The 14,009-nt window shown below is 58.7% G+C and carries 10 protein-coding genes; 4 read left to right on the top strand and 6 right to left on the bottom strand.

Annotation, left to right across the window (positions count from 1 at the left end):
- Positions 1 to 23 precede the first annotated feature (23 nt).
- The gene (gene argE, locus E5180_RS02490; RefSeq protein WP_138923006.1) at positions 24 to 1,184 is read right to left on the bottom strand and encodes an acetylornithine deacetylase; all 1,161 of its coding nucleotides are present in this window, start codon (positions 1,182 to 1,184) and stop codon (positions 24 to 26) included.
- Positions 1,185 to 1,196: 12 nt separating this feature from the next.
- Positions 1,197 to 3,029 carry an ABC transporter ATP-binding protein gene (locus tag E5180_RS02485; RefSeq protein ID WP_138925092.1) on the bottom strand — a complete coding sequence of 611 codons (1,833 nt, stop codon included), beginning with the start codon at positions 3,027 to 3,029 and terminating at the stop codon, positions 1,197 to 1,199.
- A 309-nt stretch (positions 3,030 to 3,338) separates the two neighbouring features.
- Between E5180_RS02485 and E5180_RS02480 the strand changes: the two genes are divergently transcribed.
- The 4 genes from E5180_RS02480 to E5180_RS02465 all read left to right on the top strand — a co-directional run bounded on the left by E5180_RS02480 (position 3,339) and on the right by E5180_RS02465 (position 8,456).
- Positions 3,339 to 5,060 (top strand): peptide ABC transporter substrate-binding protein, encoded by a 1,722-nt coding sequence (locus E5180_RS02480; protein ID WP_138923005.1) that lies wholly within the window; start codon positions 3,339 to 3,341, stop codon positions 5,058 to 5,060.
- A gap of 139 nt (positions 5,061 to 5,199) precedes the next feature.
- Complete coding sequence (locus tag E5180_RS02475; protein ID WP_138923004.1) at positions 5,200 to 6,267, top strand: ABC transporter permease; 1,068 nt, start codon at positions 5,200 to 5,202, stop codon at positions 6,265 to 6,267.
- The gene (locus E5180_RS02470; protein WP_138923003.1) at positions 6,260 to 7,258 is read left to right on the top strand and encodes an ABC transporter permease; all 999 of its coding nucleotides are present in this window, start codon (positions 6,260 to 6,262) and stop codon (positions 7,256 to 7,258) included. Before E5180_RS02475 ends, E5180_RS02470 begins: the two co-directional genes overlap by 8 nt.
- Positions 7,259 to 7,421: 163 nt before the next feature.
- Positions 7,422 to 8,456 carry a YeeE/YedE thiosulfate transporter family protein gene (locus tag E5180_RS02465; RefSeq protein WP_138923002.1) on the top strand — a complete coding sequence of 345 codons (1,035 nt, stop codon included), beginning with the start codon at positions 7,422 to 7,424 and terminating at the stop codon, positions 8,454 to 8,456.
- Between the two features lie 2 nt (positions 8,457 to 8,458).
- Here the strand turns inward: E5180_RS02465 and E5180_RS02460 are convergent, their stop codons facing one another.
- The 4 genes from E5180_RS02460 to E5180_RS02445 all read right to left on the bottom strand — a co-directional run bounded on the left by E5180_RS02460 (position 8,459) and on the right by E5180_RS02445 (position 13,919).
- Positions 8,459 to 9,742, bottom strand: a complete 1,284-nt coding sequence (locus E5180_RS02460; protein ID WP_138923001.1) for a DUF3422 family protein — start codon at positions 9,740 to 9,742, stop codon at positions 8,459 to 8,461.
- Between the two features lie 133 nt (positions 9,743 to 9,875).
- Entirely contained in the window at positions 9,876 to 10,775 is a 900-nt protein-coding gene (locus E5180_RS02455) for an MBL fold metallo-hydrolase (RefSeq protein WP_138923000.1), read from the bottom strand.
- Between the two features lie 122 nt (positions 10,776 to 10,897).
- Entirely contained in the window at positions 10,898 to 12,331 is a 1,434-nt protein-coding gene (locus E5180_RS02450; protein ID WP_138922999.1) for an NAD(P)(+) transhydrogenase (Re/Si-specific) subunit beta, read from the bottom strand.
- Positions 12,332 to 12,344: 13 nt separating this feature from the next.
- Complete coding sequence (locus E5180_RS02445; protein ID WP_138922998.1) at positions 12,345 to 13,919, bottom strand: Re/Si-specific NAD(P)(+) transhydrogenase subunit alpha; 1,575 nt, start codon at positions 13,917 to 13,919, stop codon at positions 12,345 to 12,347.
- Positions 13,920 to 14,009: the final 90 nt, after the last annotated feature.

Genomic DNA, 14,009 nt, shown 5'->3' with positions numbered 1-14,009 from the left:
AAGAAGAGGGCCGCTGCGCTGGGTCATTTCAACCGTTCAAGCAGGTCGCGCATGAATTGATGGCCGGCCTCGAATTGGGTGACTTCGATGTATTCGTTGGGCTGGTGCGCCTGCGCAATGTCGCCGGGGCCGCAGACCACCGCGCTGTAGCCTGCTTCCTGAAACTGCCCTGCCTCGGTGCCGTAGCTGACTTTGTGGCTGGCGTTGTCGCCGGTGATCTGGCGCACAAAGGTTTCGGCCAGCCCGTCTTTCTCGGGTTTGAGCGCTGGCACGTCAAAACGGGGCGTGATCTCGATATAGGTTTCGGGGACGACCTCTTGCATCTGCTGTTCGACTTCGCGCACTTTTTCAAGATAGGCGGTGCCCCAGGCGTCTTTGTCTTCGCCGGGGACAACCCGGAAATCCATTGCAAAATGGCAATCCTTGGCGGTGATATTATGGGCCGTCCCGCCAGAGATCACGCCCACATGTGCGGTGGTGAAAGGCGGGTTGAACATCGCGGCAAGGTCGCTGGGTTTGCGCGCCATGTTTTCGGTGTTCACCTCATTGGCCCACTCGATCAGCTTGGCCCCTGCCATGATCGCGTTGACGCCGGTGTGCAGCAGCGACGAATGGACCTCGAAGCCAACGACATGGGTGTTGAACCCCGTCCCGCCCTTGTGCCCTGTCACCGCCTGCATCGTGGAGGGTTCGCCCACGATCACTAACGCGCCCTTGGGCAGCACCGGCTGCATCGCTTCGATCATCGGAGGCGCACCGGTGCAGCCGATTTCCTCGTCAAAGCTCAGCGCGATTTGCAGCGGGCGTTGCACGCCAGCATGATGTGCCTCTACCAAGGCCCAGATCGCCAGCGCGTCGAAACCCTTCATATCGCAGCAGCCACGGCCATAATAGCGCCCGTCCCGTTCGACCACGGTGAACGGATCACTGTCCCAGGGCTGGCCGTCGACAGGCACCACATCTGTATGACCAGAGAGGACAACCGCGCCTTCTTCCCACGGGCCGGCATGCGCAAAAAGCGCGTGCTTGGGCTGATCGGGGTGAATATAGCGGTGTGACGCGATGCCGTGGCTTTCGAGATACTCCGCCACCCAGTCGATCAGCGGGATATTTGTGTCTCGTGAGACGGTGGGAAAGCTGACAAGTTTTTCCATCAGCTCAAACGGGGTCATGCGCGCAGTCATCAATGAGGTCCTTTAGTATCCGCTATCGGTGATCAGCACCTGATGGCCCGCGGATACGGTTTTGTAAACAGAGGGTTCCGCGACATAGCTTGTCGGATGGATCGGCGACGGGATCGGTTTAAAGTTCAGTTCGCTTTCCTTTTTGCGGCGACGCGGATCAGCGATGGGAACGGCCTTCATCAAGGCTTGGGTATAAGGGTGCTGCGGATTTTCGAACACCTGCGCCCGGGTGCCCATCTCGACGATCCGTCCCAGATACATGACGCCGACATAGTGGCTGACCCGTTCGACCACCGCCATGTCGTGGCTGATGAAAAGGAAGGACAGTCCCAATTCCTGCTGCAGCTCAAGCATCAGATTGACCACCTGCGCCTGCACCGACACATCCAGCGCCGACACGGCCTCGTCTGCCACAATCAGCTTAGGGTTCAGGGCCAAGGCGCGTGCGATCGCCACCCGTTGGCGTTGCCCGCCTGACAATTCATGGGGGAAACGCCGCATAAAGCTGCGCGGTAGTTCCACGCGGTCAAACAGCATCTCGATGCGTTTGGTCAGCTCGGCCCCCTTGAGCGTGCCATAGTTATGGATCGGTTCGGCCACTTGATCCGACAGCTGCATTTGCGGATTGAGCGAGGCAAACGGGTCCTGAAAGATCATCTGCATGTCCAGCCGCGCCTTGTGCAGGCCACGCGGATCCAGTGCCATGATGTCTTTGCCGTCAAGGTTGACCTCCCCCGACTGGGGTTCGACCAGCCGCAGAATAGACCGCCCTGCCGTGGATTTACCGCAGCCGGATTCGCCCACAAGGCTCAGCGTCTGGCCCTTGTTGATGGTGAACGACAGGTCTTCGACCGCATGGACATTAGCAACCGTGCGGCGCAGAAAGCCGCCCTGGACCGGAAAGCGCGTGGTCAGGTTCTTGACCGTCAGCAGCGTTTCCTCGGTCCCTTTGATGGGCACGATTTCCTTGTCTTCGGTGCCGAGCAGCCTCATCGGTTCGGGGTAGGCCTTGCCGCGCATTTCACCCAGCTTCGGCACAGCGGCCAGCAGCGCTTTGGTATAGGGGTGCTGCGGGTTCTCGAAGATTTCCTCGACTGTGCCCTCTTCGACCTTCTTGCCGCGGAACATGACGACGACGCGGTCAGCCATCTGGGCCACAACCGCCATATCATGGGTGATAAACATCACCGCGGTGCCGGTCTCGCGTTTAAGCCGGTCTATCAGCGCAAGGATTTCGGCCTGAATGGTCACATCAAGTGCGGTGGTGGGTTCATCCGCGATCAGCAACCGTGGCGAACAGGCAAGCGCCATGGCGATCACAACCCGCTGGCGCATCCCGCCTGACAGTTCATGCGGGTATTGCTTGATCCGACGGGCGGGCTCGGGAATGCGTACTTGGGTCAACAGTTCGAGCGCACGCGCCTCGGCTTGCGACTTGGACATGTTCTTGTGCAGGCGCAGCCCTTCGGTCAGCTGGCGGCCCACGGTAAAGACCGGGTTCAGCGCGGTCATCGGTTCCTGAAAGATCATGCCGATCTCATTGCCGCGAATTTCGCGCATCACATCTTGATCTGTGCGCGCTAAATCGACAGCGGGGTCGTTCTGTCGCTCAAATAATAGGCGTCCGCCAGCAATTTTTCCGCCGCCGAACTCGACCAGACGCATCAACGACAAAGAAGACACCGACTTACCCGAGCCGGATTCGCCCACAACGCAGACGGTTTCACCCGCATTAATGTCAAAGCTGACGTTCTCCACCCCCAAGACGGGTCCGTCCTGAGTTTGAAATTCGACCCTAAGCTCTTGAATTTGCGCGATTGGTGTCGGCTTTGCCTCGTCTAGCATGGTATTTTCCAGCGCTTCTCGTTTAATCAATCCGACGACGCTAAGGCCAATCATCCTCTGGTGTCAAATCCGTCAGCGCGACCGCTAACATCCACAGCTTTGGAGGCTTGCTTTTTTTTTCAAACCTGTTTCGATGCTTCAACGTAATTGGCGTGGCCGAAAAAACGGGCATTGTAGCGGGCAACTTTGCCAGCCCCGATGCCCCACCTACCCTGCGTCGATCAAGAGTGACGGTTTTGGCAGTGCCAGAAAGACGGACCATAAAAAAGGCACCAAAAAAAATCACCGGTGTCCAACAAGGAGTAAGCTATGAACATGAAAACCCTGTTACTGGGGGCTGCGGCTTCCGTAGCGATTGCCCCCGCCGCATTTGGCGCCGCCCATGAAGGCGAGCGTGGACGCGACGGCGAGGTAAAAGTGATCTACTGGCAAGCGCCCTCGATCATGACCCCCTATCTGTCGGGCGGCACCAAGGACCTCGAGGCCGCGAGCCTCGTGCTCGAACCACTGGGCCGCTATGACGAAACCGGCGCACTGGTGCCCTATCTGGCTGCCGAAATTCCCACCGTTGAAAACGGCGGCGTGTCCGAAGATCTGAAATCTGTGACTTGGAAGTTGCAAGAAGGCCTGCTGTGGTCTGATGGTACGCCGGTGACGTCCGCAGACCTGAAGTTCACCGCTGAATACTGTATGCACCCCGAAGGTGGTTGCGCGCAGGCGTCAAAATTTGATGGTGTCGAAAGCATCGATATCGTGGATGATCTGACGGTGACCGTCCATTTTTCTGATGCCAAGCCCAACCCTTACGGCCCGTTCATGGGCGCGCAATCCCCGATCATTCAGGCTGCGCAGTTTAAGGATTGTCTGGGGTCCAAGGCGCCGGAATGTACCGAAGCGAACTTTAACCCCATCGGCACCGGCCCGTTCCGCGTCACGGACTTCCGTCCCAATGACGTGATCCAGATGGAAGCCAACCCCAACTACCGCGATCCGAACAAACCTGCGTTTGCGACCCTGACCCTCAAGGGTGGTGGTGATGCGAATGCGGCGGGCCGTGCCGTGATGGAAACCGGCGAATACGACTATGCCTGGAACATGCAGCTGGCCCCCGACGTACTGGCGAAGATGGCCGAAGGCGGTAAAGGTCAGGCGATCTCTGCATTCGGTACCTTGGTCGAACGGATCGAAATGAACATGACCGATCCGTCGCCAGACCTGCCAGAAGGTGAACGTGCGACGCTTGCGCATCCGCACCCGATCCTGTCGGACTTCAAAGTCCGCAAGGCGCTTTCCATGGCGATCGACCGTCCTTTGCTGGTCGAAGTCGGGTATGGTCAAGCCGGCCGTGCAACCTGTAACCTTGTCCCCGCCCCCGAGCTTTACGCATCCGACAACACTGAATGTCTGACGCAGGATCTTGAAGGCGCCAAAGCCTTGCTGGACGAAGCCGGCTGGACCGACACCGATGGCGATGGCATCCGTGACAAAGACGGTGAGAAACTGGCCCTGCTGTTCCAGAGCTCGACAAACGCTGTGCGGCAGGATTTTCAGGCGCTGATCAAAGACTGGTGGAACCAGATCGGTGTCGAAGTGGAGCTGCGCAACCTTGATTCTTCGGTCTTCTTCGGTGGCGACCCCGGTTCGCCTGACACCTTCCAGAAGTTCTATGCTGACGTTGAAATGTACGCGAACAACTTTGACGGCACCGACCCGCAGGCCTACTTGTCTGCCTACCGTTGCGGCAACGAACCCAAGCCATCCAGCCAATGGCAGGGTGAAAACATCAACCGTTTCTGCAGCGAAGAATATGATGAGCTGCTGGACGAACTGTCGCGCACGGGCGCTTTGGATAAGCGTGGCGAGATCGCCAAAAAGCTGAACAACATCATCACGCGTGACACCATGACCATCGTTCCGCTGGTCGACCGTGGCCGGGTTTCCGCTGCGTCCAACACATTGGGCGGCGTGATCCTGAACACATGGGATTCCGAACTTTGGAATGCCGCCGACTGGTACCGCGTGAAAGAATAATCACGCCCAAGGTCAGAGGAGCACGCGCATTGCGTGCTCCTCTTGACTTGATGCCATTTTGAATGTGTGCGAAATCGCGCCTCCCTTCGATTTTGACACGCTTCCCCTCCTCCTAGACCGACTTGCAAAGGCGCTGTGCATGCTGACCTTCACCATTCGTCGACTACTTTTGTCGATACCAACGCTTTTGTTTATCAGCCTGATTATCTTCTTGCTGCTGCAACTGGCCCCCGGCGATCCGATGGCTCAGGTGCCCCTGACTGTCCCACCAGAAGTGAAACAGAAAATGCGCGAGGCGCTTGGCCTCGGGCAGCCGATTTATGTGCAATACTACAAATGGTTGATCCAGTTTTTCTGGGTAGAGCCTCAGGTCTTCATCGACTGGGCCACCCGTGACAGTTTCCTGTTGGGCTGGCTGCCCGACACCAGCCTGTCGACCTTCATCGACCCCGACACCGGCGCCGTACGCCCTGTGCAACGCGCCATCAGCTGGCAGACCCGCAGCCCGATCATGGATATCGTGATCCAGCGGATGCCGCAGACCCTTTGGGTGGTTGGGCTCAGCTATATCGTGGGGATCCTGATCGCGATCCCCATCGGTATCTATTCTGCCTATCGGCACTATTCACTGTTCGATCAGGCCGGGACATTCGTGACAATGGTTGGCTTTTCGATCCCGCCCTTTTTTACTGGCCCGCTGCTTATCGTTGTATTCTCTGTATCGCTAGGGTGGTTGCCGTCGATCTATGACACCACCCATGTCGTGACGGACTGGGAAAGCTTTAAGGTCCAGTTCATGCAGATGGTCATGCCCGTGATGGTGCTGGCGCTGCAAACCACCGCACAGATCAGCCGCTATATGCGGGGGGCGATGCTGGACAACCTGAATCAGGATTACGTCCGCACCGCCCGTGCCAAGGGCCTGCGTGAGACATCCGTCGTGCTGGTTCACGTCTTGCGCAACTCTATGATCCCGGTGGTCACGGTCATAGCACTTGGGATGCCCGCGATCTTTGGGGGCGCGATCATCACCGAAAACGTGTTCAAGGTAAACGGGATCGGACAGCTGCTGCTGACTGCGCTCTTTGCCAATGACCTTCCCATGGTGATGACGCTGACCTTTATCTTCGCCATCCTCATCGTTCTGTTCAACCTGATTGCCGATGTTCTATACGGCCTGCTTGACCCAAGGATCCGCTATGACTGAGCAAGCCACTCCCGCAAGCCCGCTTGAGGCTGACATCGAACTTTACGGCGCGCTGGTCGACAAAGAGCCGCAAAAACCGCCGCGGAGCCAATGGATCGACGTCTGGCAGCAGTTTCGCAAGCACAAGGGTGCTGTCTTTGGCGGAGGCTTCTTGCTGTTCATCACGCTCGCCGTGCTGTTTGGCCCCTTCCTTTGGGACGTGGATCCCAAAGCGCTTGATATCCGCAACAAGAACTGGCGCCCGATCTATCAACTGCTGTTTGACAGCGAAGCAAAGGCCGGTTGGGCGCACCCCTTTGGAACAGATCAGCTGGGCCGTGATATCATGGCGCAGATGATCGCCGGAGGCCGCGTGTCGATGGCCGTGGGGTGGCTCGCGATGGGACTGGCACTGGTGATCGGGTCGGCCATCGGGGTAATCTCGGGCTACTTCAAACGGCTCGATTTCTGGCTGATGCGGTTCACTGATCTGGTGTTGTCGCTGCCGATCCTGCCTTTGACGCTGCTGGCGGTGACCCTGTTCCGGCAACCGCTGAATGCGCGGTTCGGCCCCGAAGGCGGCATGTTTATCCTGATTGTGGGGATCATCGGGCTGACGTCCTGGATGCAGACGGCGCGGATCGTACGCGGCGACATCCTGGCGCTGAAAGAGCGTGAATTCATCCTCGCGGCGCGGTCCATCGGCACGCGGTCAGGCAAGATCATCCGCAAGCACCTGCTGCCCAATGTGATTTCCCCAATCATGGTATCTGCCACACTTGGGCTTGCCACGGCGATCATCACCGAAAGCGCGCTGAGCTTTCTGGGCGTGGGCTTCCCGTCGGACTATCCGACATGGGGCAAACTGCTGTCGGATGCCGTGTCGCGTATGCAGGAATTCCCCGAACGGGTGATCCTGCCCGGTATCGCAATTTCCCTGACTGTGCTTAGCGTGAACTATCTGGGCGACGGGCTGCGCGATGCGCTGGACCCGCGGTTGCGCGGGCGGTGATCCTCTGCCGGTCATAGCGCTTGGGGCTGCGGACAGGATTGAGTATTTATAAAAAGGGTGAAGGGGGGCTGCGGCCTCCCTTTGTCGTTGAGGCGCAAAAGGCTTGAACTCGGGCGGTTTCCGCGTCAGTGAACTGGCGTGCTGTCGTCAGGGGAACGCAAAGATGTTTGAGCAATTCGGTTTTGAAAACACCACGCCGCAACAGGCTGCTGTCTGGTTCGCGCTGGCCTTGGGCGTGGTCTTTGGCGTTCTGGGGCAGATCACCAAGTTCTGTTTTCGCCGGTCGCTGGTTGGCGAAGACCGACGCGCGGCTAAAGGGGTCTGGCTGACGGCACTGGCCTTTGCTGTCTTGGGCACGCAAGCCGCTGTGGCGATGGGCTGGATCAGCTTTGCCGATCATCGTTTTCTGGTGCCTGACCTCCCCTATCTGGCGATTGGGTTTGGCGGGCTCCTGTTTGGTGCGGGCATGGTGCTGACACGGGGCTGTATTTCGCGGCTGACCATTCTGGCGGGCTCTGGCAATTTACGGGCGGCCCTGGTCGTTGTGGTGTTCGCAGTCGTGGCCCATGCGACATTGAAAGGCGTGTTGGCCCCGATGCGCGTGGCGCTTGGCAGCGTCACACTTGGGCTTGGTGATTATATCAGCCTCGCCGCTCTGCCCGGTGGCGTGGCCCTTTGGGGTGGCTTGATCGTCGTGGCCGCCTTGGCCGTGGCGCTACGGTCGGGGAACCGTCCGGCCCATCTGATGATGGCAGCGCTGATTGGTTTGCTGGTCCCGTTGGCGTGGGTCGGTACCGGCTTTATTCTGTTCGACGAATTTGATCCCATCGCGATGGAGAGCCTGTCGTTCACGTCGCCCTCTGCCGATACGTTGTTCTGGCTGGTGGCAAGCAGTTCCATCCCCGCAGGCTTTGGCGTCGGGTTGCTGGGCGGCGTATTTCTGGGAGCCTGTGCGGCCAGTCTGTTGTTTGGCGGCTTTGGCTGGCAGAGTTTCGAGACCCCCACCCAGACCGGCCGCTATCTGGCCGGTGCCGCGCTGATGGGTGTCGGCGGTGTACTTGCAGGGGGCTGTACGCTGGGTGCCGGACTATCCGGCGTGCCTACGCTGTCGCTGGCTGCCATATTGGCTATCGTGATGATCGGCATCGGCGTGTTGGCCATGCATGCCCTATTGCGCGCAACCCCTGCGGGCAGCTGACGCTATTTGATCTTGTGGCGCAAACGGCGCAGAAGACCCCAGACGAGGATCACCACGACAGGCACGGCAACGGCCGTAAGCGTGCCCTTGCTGATCCCGCTACGTTCGGCCAGCGGGTAGAGCATATAACCCACCAGTGACACCGCGTAGTAGCTGATGGCGACGACCGAGAGCCCTTCGACCGTGTGCTGCAGACGCAGCTGCAGGTCCGAGCGTTTATCCATGCTGGCCAGTATCGCCTGGTTCTGCGCCGACCTTTCCACATCCACCCGTGTGCGCAGCAGTTCAGCGGCGCGACTGGCACGGGCGGACATCTTGTTCAGGCGTGTTTCCGACGATTTCACCGTGCGCATCGCAGGCTCGTAGCGGCGCATCATGAATTCATCAAAACCCTGTCGCGCCATAAAGCGGGTTTCGCGGAGGGCCCCGATCCGCTGCGCGACAATGGCCTGATAGGCCTCTGTCGCGCCAAGCCGATAAGAAGCATCCGCCGAAAGCGCCTCAAGCCCGACCGAGATATCCAGCAAGCGGTGCAGCGTGTCTTCGGCCATAGCAGAGGTGCCTGCCATGCCCGCCATCAGGTCAATCAGCTCTGCGTCGAGCCGGTCAAGCTGGGCGGCGAACTCACGCACCTTTGCAAAGCCGAGCATGGACATCGATTTATAGGTCTCAATCTCGCACAACCGTTGCACGATGCGCCCCAGACGGCGGCTGCCGGTGCCTTCCGATGCGAAGACCGCCATGCGCATGTGGCCCGCCGGATCGATACGGAAATCACTGGCGATAACTGCAGCATCTTCCAGCACAGACGCCACTGCCAAGCTTTCCGGGACGAACCAATCTTGCAGCGCCTCCGCGATCTGCGCGTCCTCGGCAGGACGCGGCACCAGCCGCAGCAAGATCGACGTAATGCGTTCTGCCTTCAGGCCAGCGCGCCAATTCTCGGGAAAGACATCAAACTCTGCCGGATCAAAGGGGCGCTGGCCGATCTGGTCAAGAAACACGGTATAGGTCACGAATTCGGTATGCTGTTCCCATTTCAGGGTATATTTGCCCATCGGCCCGAAATAATGGGTCGCGTCCTCCGACGGGAGGGGCGCACCGTAGTGGGTCAGCAAGGCACGTAACTGCTGTAGGTCAACCGACCGGTCGCGCGTTGCGGCGTCTCCTATTGGTCGCACCGCCAGATAGGCCGCCACATGGGGCGCGACCAGCGATGGAAACGGGCGCGCGTGAAGCTCGCTATTCAGGGTATAGCGCAGGGGGTGATCGTCGAGAGCAGGCACGATGAGGGCTTTCTGCAGGGATATGATCGGGGCAACCTAGCGCGCTTACCGCCGTTCGCCTAGATATATTTTACATAGCTTTCATAGGGTTATCCGTATACCGCAGGATACCGCCCGAAATCGCATCGCCTTTTCAGAACCGGTTGAGCGGGATTTTCAGATAGGCGTGGCCGTCTTCTTCTGCGTCCGGCAAGCGCCCAGCCCTCAGGTTCAGCTGCAAGACATGCAACATCCGGTCCGGTAAGGACAGCGTCTTGTCCCGTGACTCGCGTAGATCGACAAAGCGGTCGAGTGACACACCGCTACCGATATGCGCATTATGTCTGCGCTGTTCAGCCACGCTAGATTCCCACGTGGGCTGCGGGCGATAGTCAGTACCGTAGTCATGGCCGACGAACAGCCGCGTCGCATCGGGCAGTGCAAGAATTTCTTGTAGCGACTGATACAGCTTTGCCGCGGTACCACCGGGGAAATCAGCGCGGGCGGTGCCGACATCGGGCTGCATAAAGCTATCGTGCACAAAGGCGGCATCCGACCCCACCACATAGGAAATCGACCCCAGCGTATGCCCCGGGGACAGCATCACGCGGACCGGCAGATCGCCGATGGTAAAGGTATCACCGTCGTCAAACAGATGGTCAAAATCGGACGCGGGGTCAAAGGCGTCAGGCATGTGGTAGTAGTCGCGCCACAGCTCGGCAATCTCGGTGATTTTGGACCCGATGGCATTGGGTTTGTTCAGCCGGCGTTTCAGCTCATGGGATGCCATCAGGTGATCGGCATGGGGATGCGTGTCGAGAATCCATTCGATCTGGTACCCTGCCGCGTCGGCATGGCGCAGGATCGTATCGACATTCTGCGTATCAGTGGCGGCGCTTTGCGGGCTGAAGCCCAGAACCACATCAATCACCGCCGCTTTGGATGTGGCGGGATCAGCGACCAGATACTGGATGCTGCCGCTATCGTCGTCATAAAAGCCGGTCACTTCGGCCGCGCCGGGGCCGGTTGACGGGCTGGTGCGCGAAAACTTCATATTCAAATCCTCCTATATGACAATTCAACACCCGCAAGGCGCTTGAGTTCCATGTATCACCCCGAATGTAAAAAGGGCGGCGCATCGCTGCACCGCCCTTTGGTTTGTCATCTGTCTCCGGATCAGTCGATCAGCGGCAGCAGCTTGTCCAGGCTCGCCTTGGCATCGCCATAAAGCATCCGCGTGTTGTCTTTAAAGAACAACGGGTTCTCAATACCGGAATAGCCAGTCCCCTGCCCGCGCTTGGACACGATGACGTTCTTGGCCTTCCAGCATTCCAGCACGGGCATACCGGCGATCGGGCTGTTGGGATCATCCTGTGCGGCGGGGTTCACGATGTCGTTCGACCCGATCACGATCGCAACGTCGGTGGATTTGAAATCATCGTTGATCTCGTCCATCTCCATCACGATGTCATAGGGCACCTTGGCCTCGGCCAGCAGCACGTTCATGTGACCCGGCAAACGACCCGCAACGGGGTGAATGGCGAAACGCACGTTCTTGCCTTGGGCCCGCAACTTTTTAACCAGCTCGCTGACCGCTTGCTGTGCCTGAGCCACCGCCATCCCGTAACCGGGGATGATGATGACGCTATCGGCTTCGTTCAGCATGCTCGCCACACCGTCGACTTCGATCGAGATCTGTTCGCCCTCGACTGCCATCTGTGGACCAGAGGTGCCACCAAAGCCGCCCAAGATCACGCTGACGAACGAACGGTTCATCGCTTTACACATGATATAGGACAGGATCGCACCTGACGAACCAACCAGCGCACCGACCACGATCAGCAGATCGTTGCCAAGGCTGAAACCGATCGCCGCTGCAGCCCAGCCGGAATAGCTGTTCAGCATCGACACAACCACGGGCATATCTGCGCCGCCAATACCCATGATCAGGTGATAGCCAATGAACAGCGCCGCCAGTGTCATGATGAACAGCGGCAGGAACCCACCGGTGTTAAAGTACCAGACCAAGCACAGCAGCGATACGGCCGCAGCGGTTGCGTTCAGGACGTGGCCACCGGGCAGTTTGGTTGCCGAAGAGTTCACCCGACCCGCCAGCTTGCCATAGGCAATGACCGAACCGGTAAAGGTGATCGCACCGATGAACACACCAAGGAACAGCTCGACCCGCAGGATTGCGATCTCGACGCTGTCCTTCTTGGCCAGAAGGGCGGCGAAGCCCTCGGTTGCCTTGCGGGCGGTGTCATCCATCGCCAGCACGTTGCCCAGTTCGATATGCGCGTTATAGCCGACGAAAACCGCCGCCAGACCCACAAGGCTGTGCATTGCAGCAACCAGTTCGGGCATTTGCGTCATCTGTACTTTTGTCGCCAGTTGATAACCGATGGCACCGCCACCCGCGATCAGGATCAGCGACAGCACCCAAAAACCAGCCCCCGGCCCGATCAATGTCGCAACCACGGCCAAGGCCATGCCCACGATCCCGTACCATACGGCACGCTTTGCGCTTTCCTGCCCCGACAGCCCGCCAAGGCTGAGGATGAAGAGGATGGCGGCGACTACGTAAGCCGCTGTTGTAAAACCAAAATCCATTTACCTGAACCCTTTACGATTTTTGGAACATGGCAAGCATGCGCCGTGTCACGAGGAACCCACCAAAGATGTTGATCCCGCACATAAACACCGACAGCGCGGCCAGAATAATCACCAAGAACGATCCGGACCCGATCTGCATGACCGCCCCCAGAATGATGATTGACGAAATCGCGTTGGTCACGGCCATCAGCGGGGTGTGCAGGCTATGTGCGACGCCCCAGATCACCTGGAAACCAATGAACACGGCCAGAACGAACACGATAAAGTGCTGCATAAAGCTGGCTGGTGCGACCAGGCCAACCGCCAACAGCAACACGCCACCAATTGCCAGCAAGCCGACCTGATTGCGCGTCTGTGCTTTGAACGCCGCCGTCTCTTTGGCACGCTTTTCTTCCGGCGTTAGTTCCTTGGGCTTGTCCTTTTTCGGCGCTGCCGCAATCGCTGCTACCTTGGGCGGGGGCGGCGGGAAGGTGACTTCTTTGTCGTGGGTGATGGTTGCCCCACGGATCACGTCGTCTTCCATGTTGTGGTTGATCACACCGTCTTTTTCCGGTGTCAGATCGGTCAGCAAGTGGCGAATGTTGGTCGAGAACAGCGTCGACGCCTGCGTTGCCATCCGGCTTGGGAAATCGGTGTAGCCGATGATGGTTACACCATTCTCGGTCACGATTTTCTCGTCCATCTTGGTCAGCTTGCAGTTGCCGCCCTTTTCCGCCGCCAGATCGATGATGACCGACCCGGGCTTCATTGCGGCGACCATATCTTCGGTCCACAGCTCTGGCGCTTCGCGGTTGGGAATCAACGCCGTGGTGATGACGATATCAACTTCGGGGGCCAGTTCGCGGAACTTGGCCAGCTGCGCTTCGCGGAATTCCGGCGAAGAAACAGAAGCGTAGCCACCCGAGGCGGAGCCGTCCTGCTGCTCTTCTTCGAAATCGAGGTACACAAATTCGGCACCCATCGATTCGACCTGCTCGGCGACTTCGGGACGTACGTCAAAGGCCAGCGTGATCGCGCCCAACGACGTTGAGGTCCCGATCGCTGCCAGACCGGCAACACCTGCACCGACAACCAGAACCTTGGCCGGAGGGACTTTGCCCGCGGCTGTGATCTGACCGGTAAAGAAGCGGCCAAAGTTATTGCCCGCCTCGATCACCGCACGGTAGCCCGCGATGTTCGCCATCGACGACAGTGCATCCATTTTCTGCGCACGGCTGATCCGAGGGATCATCTCCATCGCGACAACAGTGGTGCCTTTTTCAGCCGCCTCTTTCATCTTGGCTTCGTCGGCCACAGGGCTAAAGAAGGAAATCAGCGTCTGGTCGGACCGCATCATCGCCATCTCGGCGGTGCTCGGGACACGGACCTTGGCCACGACATCCGCCGTTTCCCAAAGCTCAGCCGCTGTGTCGATCACCTCTACCCCGGCTTCGACATATTTATCGTTGGAAAAACCAGCCGCCTCGCCTGCGCCAGCTTCAATCAGACAAGTGTGACCGAGCTTTTGCAGCTGAAGTGCTGATTCCGGGGTCATCGCAACGCGATTTTCCCCTTCAAATGTTTCTTTTGGCGTCCCGATCTTCAATCCAGAGTCCCCCGTTGGTGCTTCTACGCCTCGCGTGGCGCAATAATATTACCCAGAGCGATAGCGCTTGGGTTCCTATAGTACAAGAGA

This window comes from Sulfitobacter sp. BSw21498 (genome assembly GCF_006064855.1).
GTDB lineage: Bacteria > Pseudomonadota > Alphaproteobacteria > Rhodobacterales > Rhodobacteraceae > Sulfitobacter.
The sequence above is the reverse complement of the archived record's forward strand: the minus strand, read 5'-3'. Positions and strand labels throughout refer to the sequence as shown.

Excerpts from the sequence above, each read along its gene's own strand:
- E5180_RS02450 (WP_138922999.1), bottom strand. The coding sequence starts at position 12,331 with ATGGATTTTGGTTTTACAACAGCGGCTTACGTAGTCGCCGCCATCCTC.
- E5180_RS02485 (WP_138925092.1), bottom strand. The coding sequence starts at position 3,029 with ATGCTAGACGAGGCAAAGCCGACACCAATCGCGCAAATTCAAGAGCTT.
- E5180_RS02465 (WP_138923002.1), top strand. The coding sequence starts at position 7,422 with ATGTTTGAGCAATTCGGTTTTGAAAACACCACGCCGCAACAGGCTGCT.
- argE (WP_138923006.1), bottom strand. The coding sequence starts at position 1,184 with ATGACTGCGCGCATGACCCCGTTTGAGCTGATGGAAAAACTTGTCAGC.
- E5180_RS02455 (WP_138923000.1), bottom strand. The coding sequence starts at position 10,775 with ATGAAGTTTTCGCGCACCAGCCCGTCAACCGGCCCCGGCGCGGCCGAA.
- E5180_RS02475 (WP_138923004.1), top strand. The coding sequence starts at position 5,200 with ATGCTGACCTTCACCATTCGTCGACTACTTTTGTCGATACCAACGCTT.
- E5180_RS02480 (WP_138923005.1), top strand. The coding sequence starts at position 3,339 with ATGAACATGAAAACCCTGTTACTGGGGGCTGCGGCTTCCGTAGCGATT.
- E5180_RS02470 (WP_138923003.1), top strand. The coding sequence starts at position 6,260 with ATGACTGAGCAAGCCACTCCCGCAAGCCCGCTTGAGGCTGACATCGAA.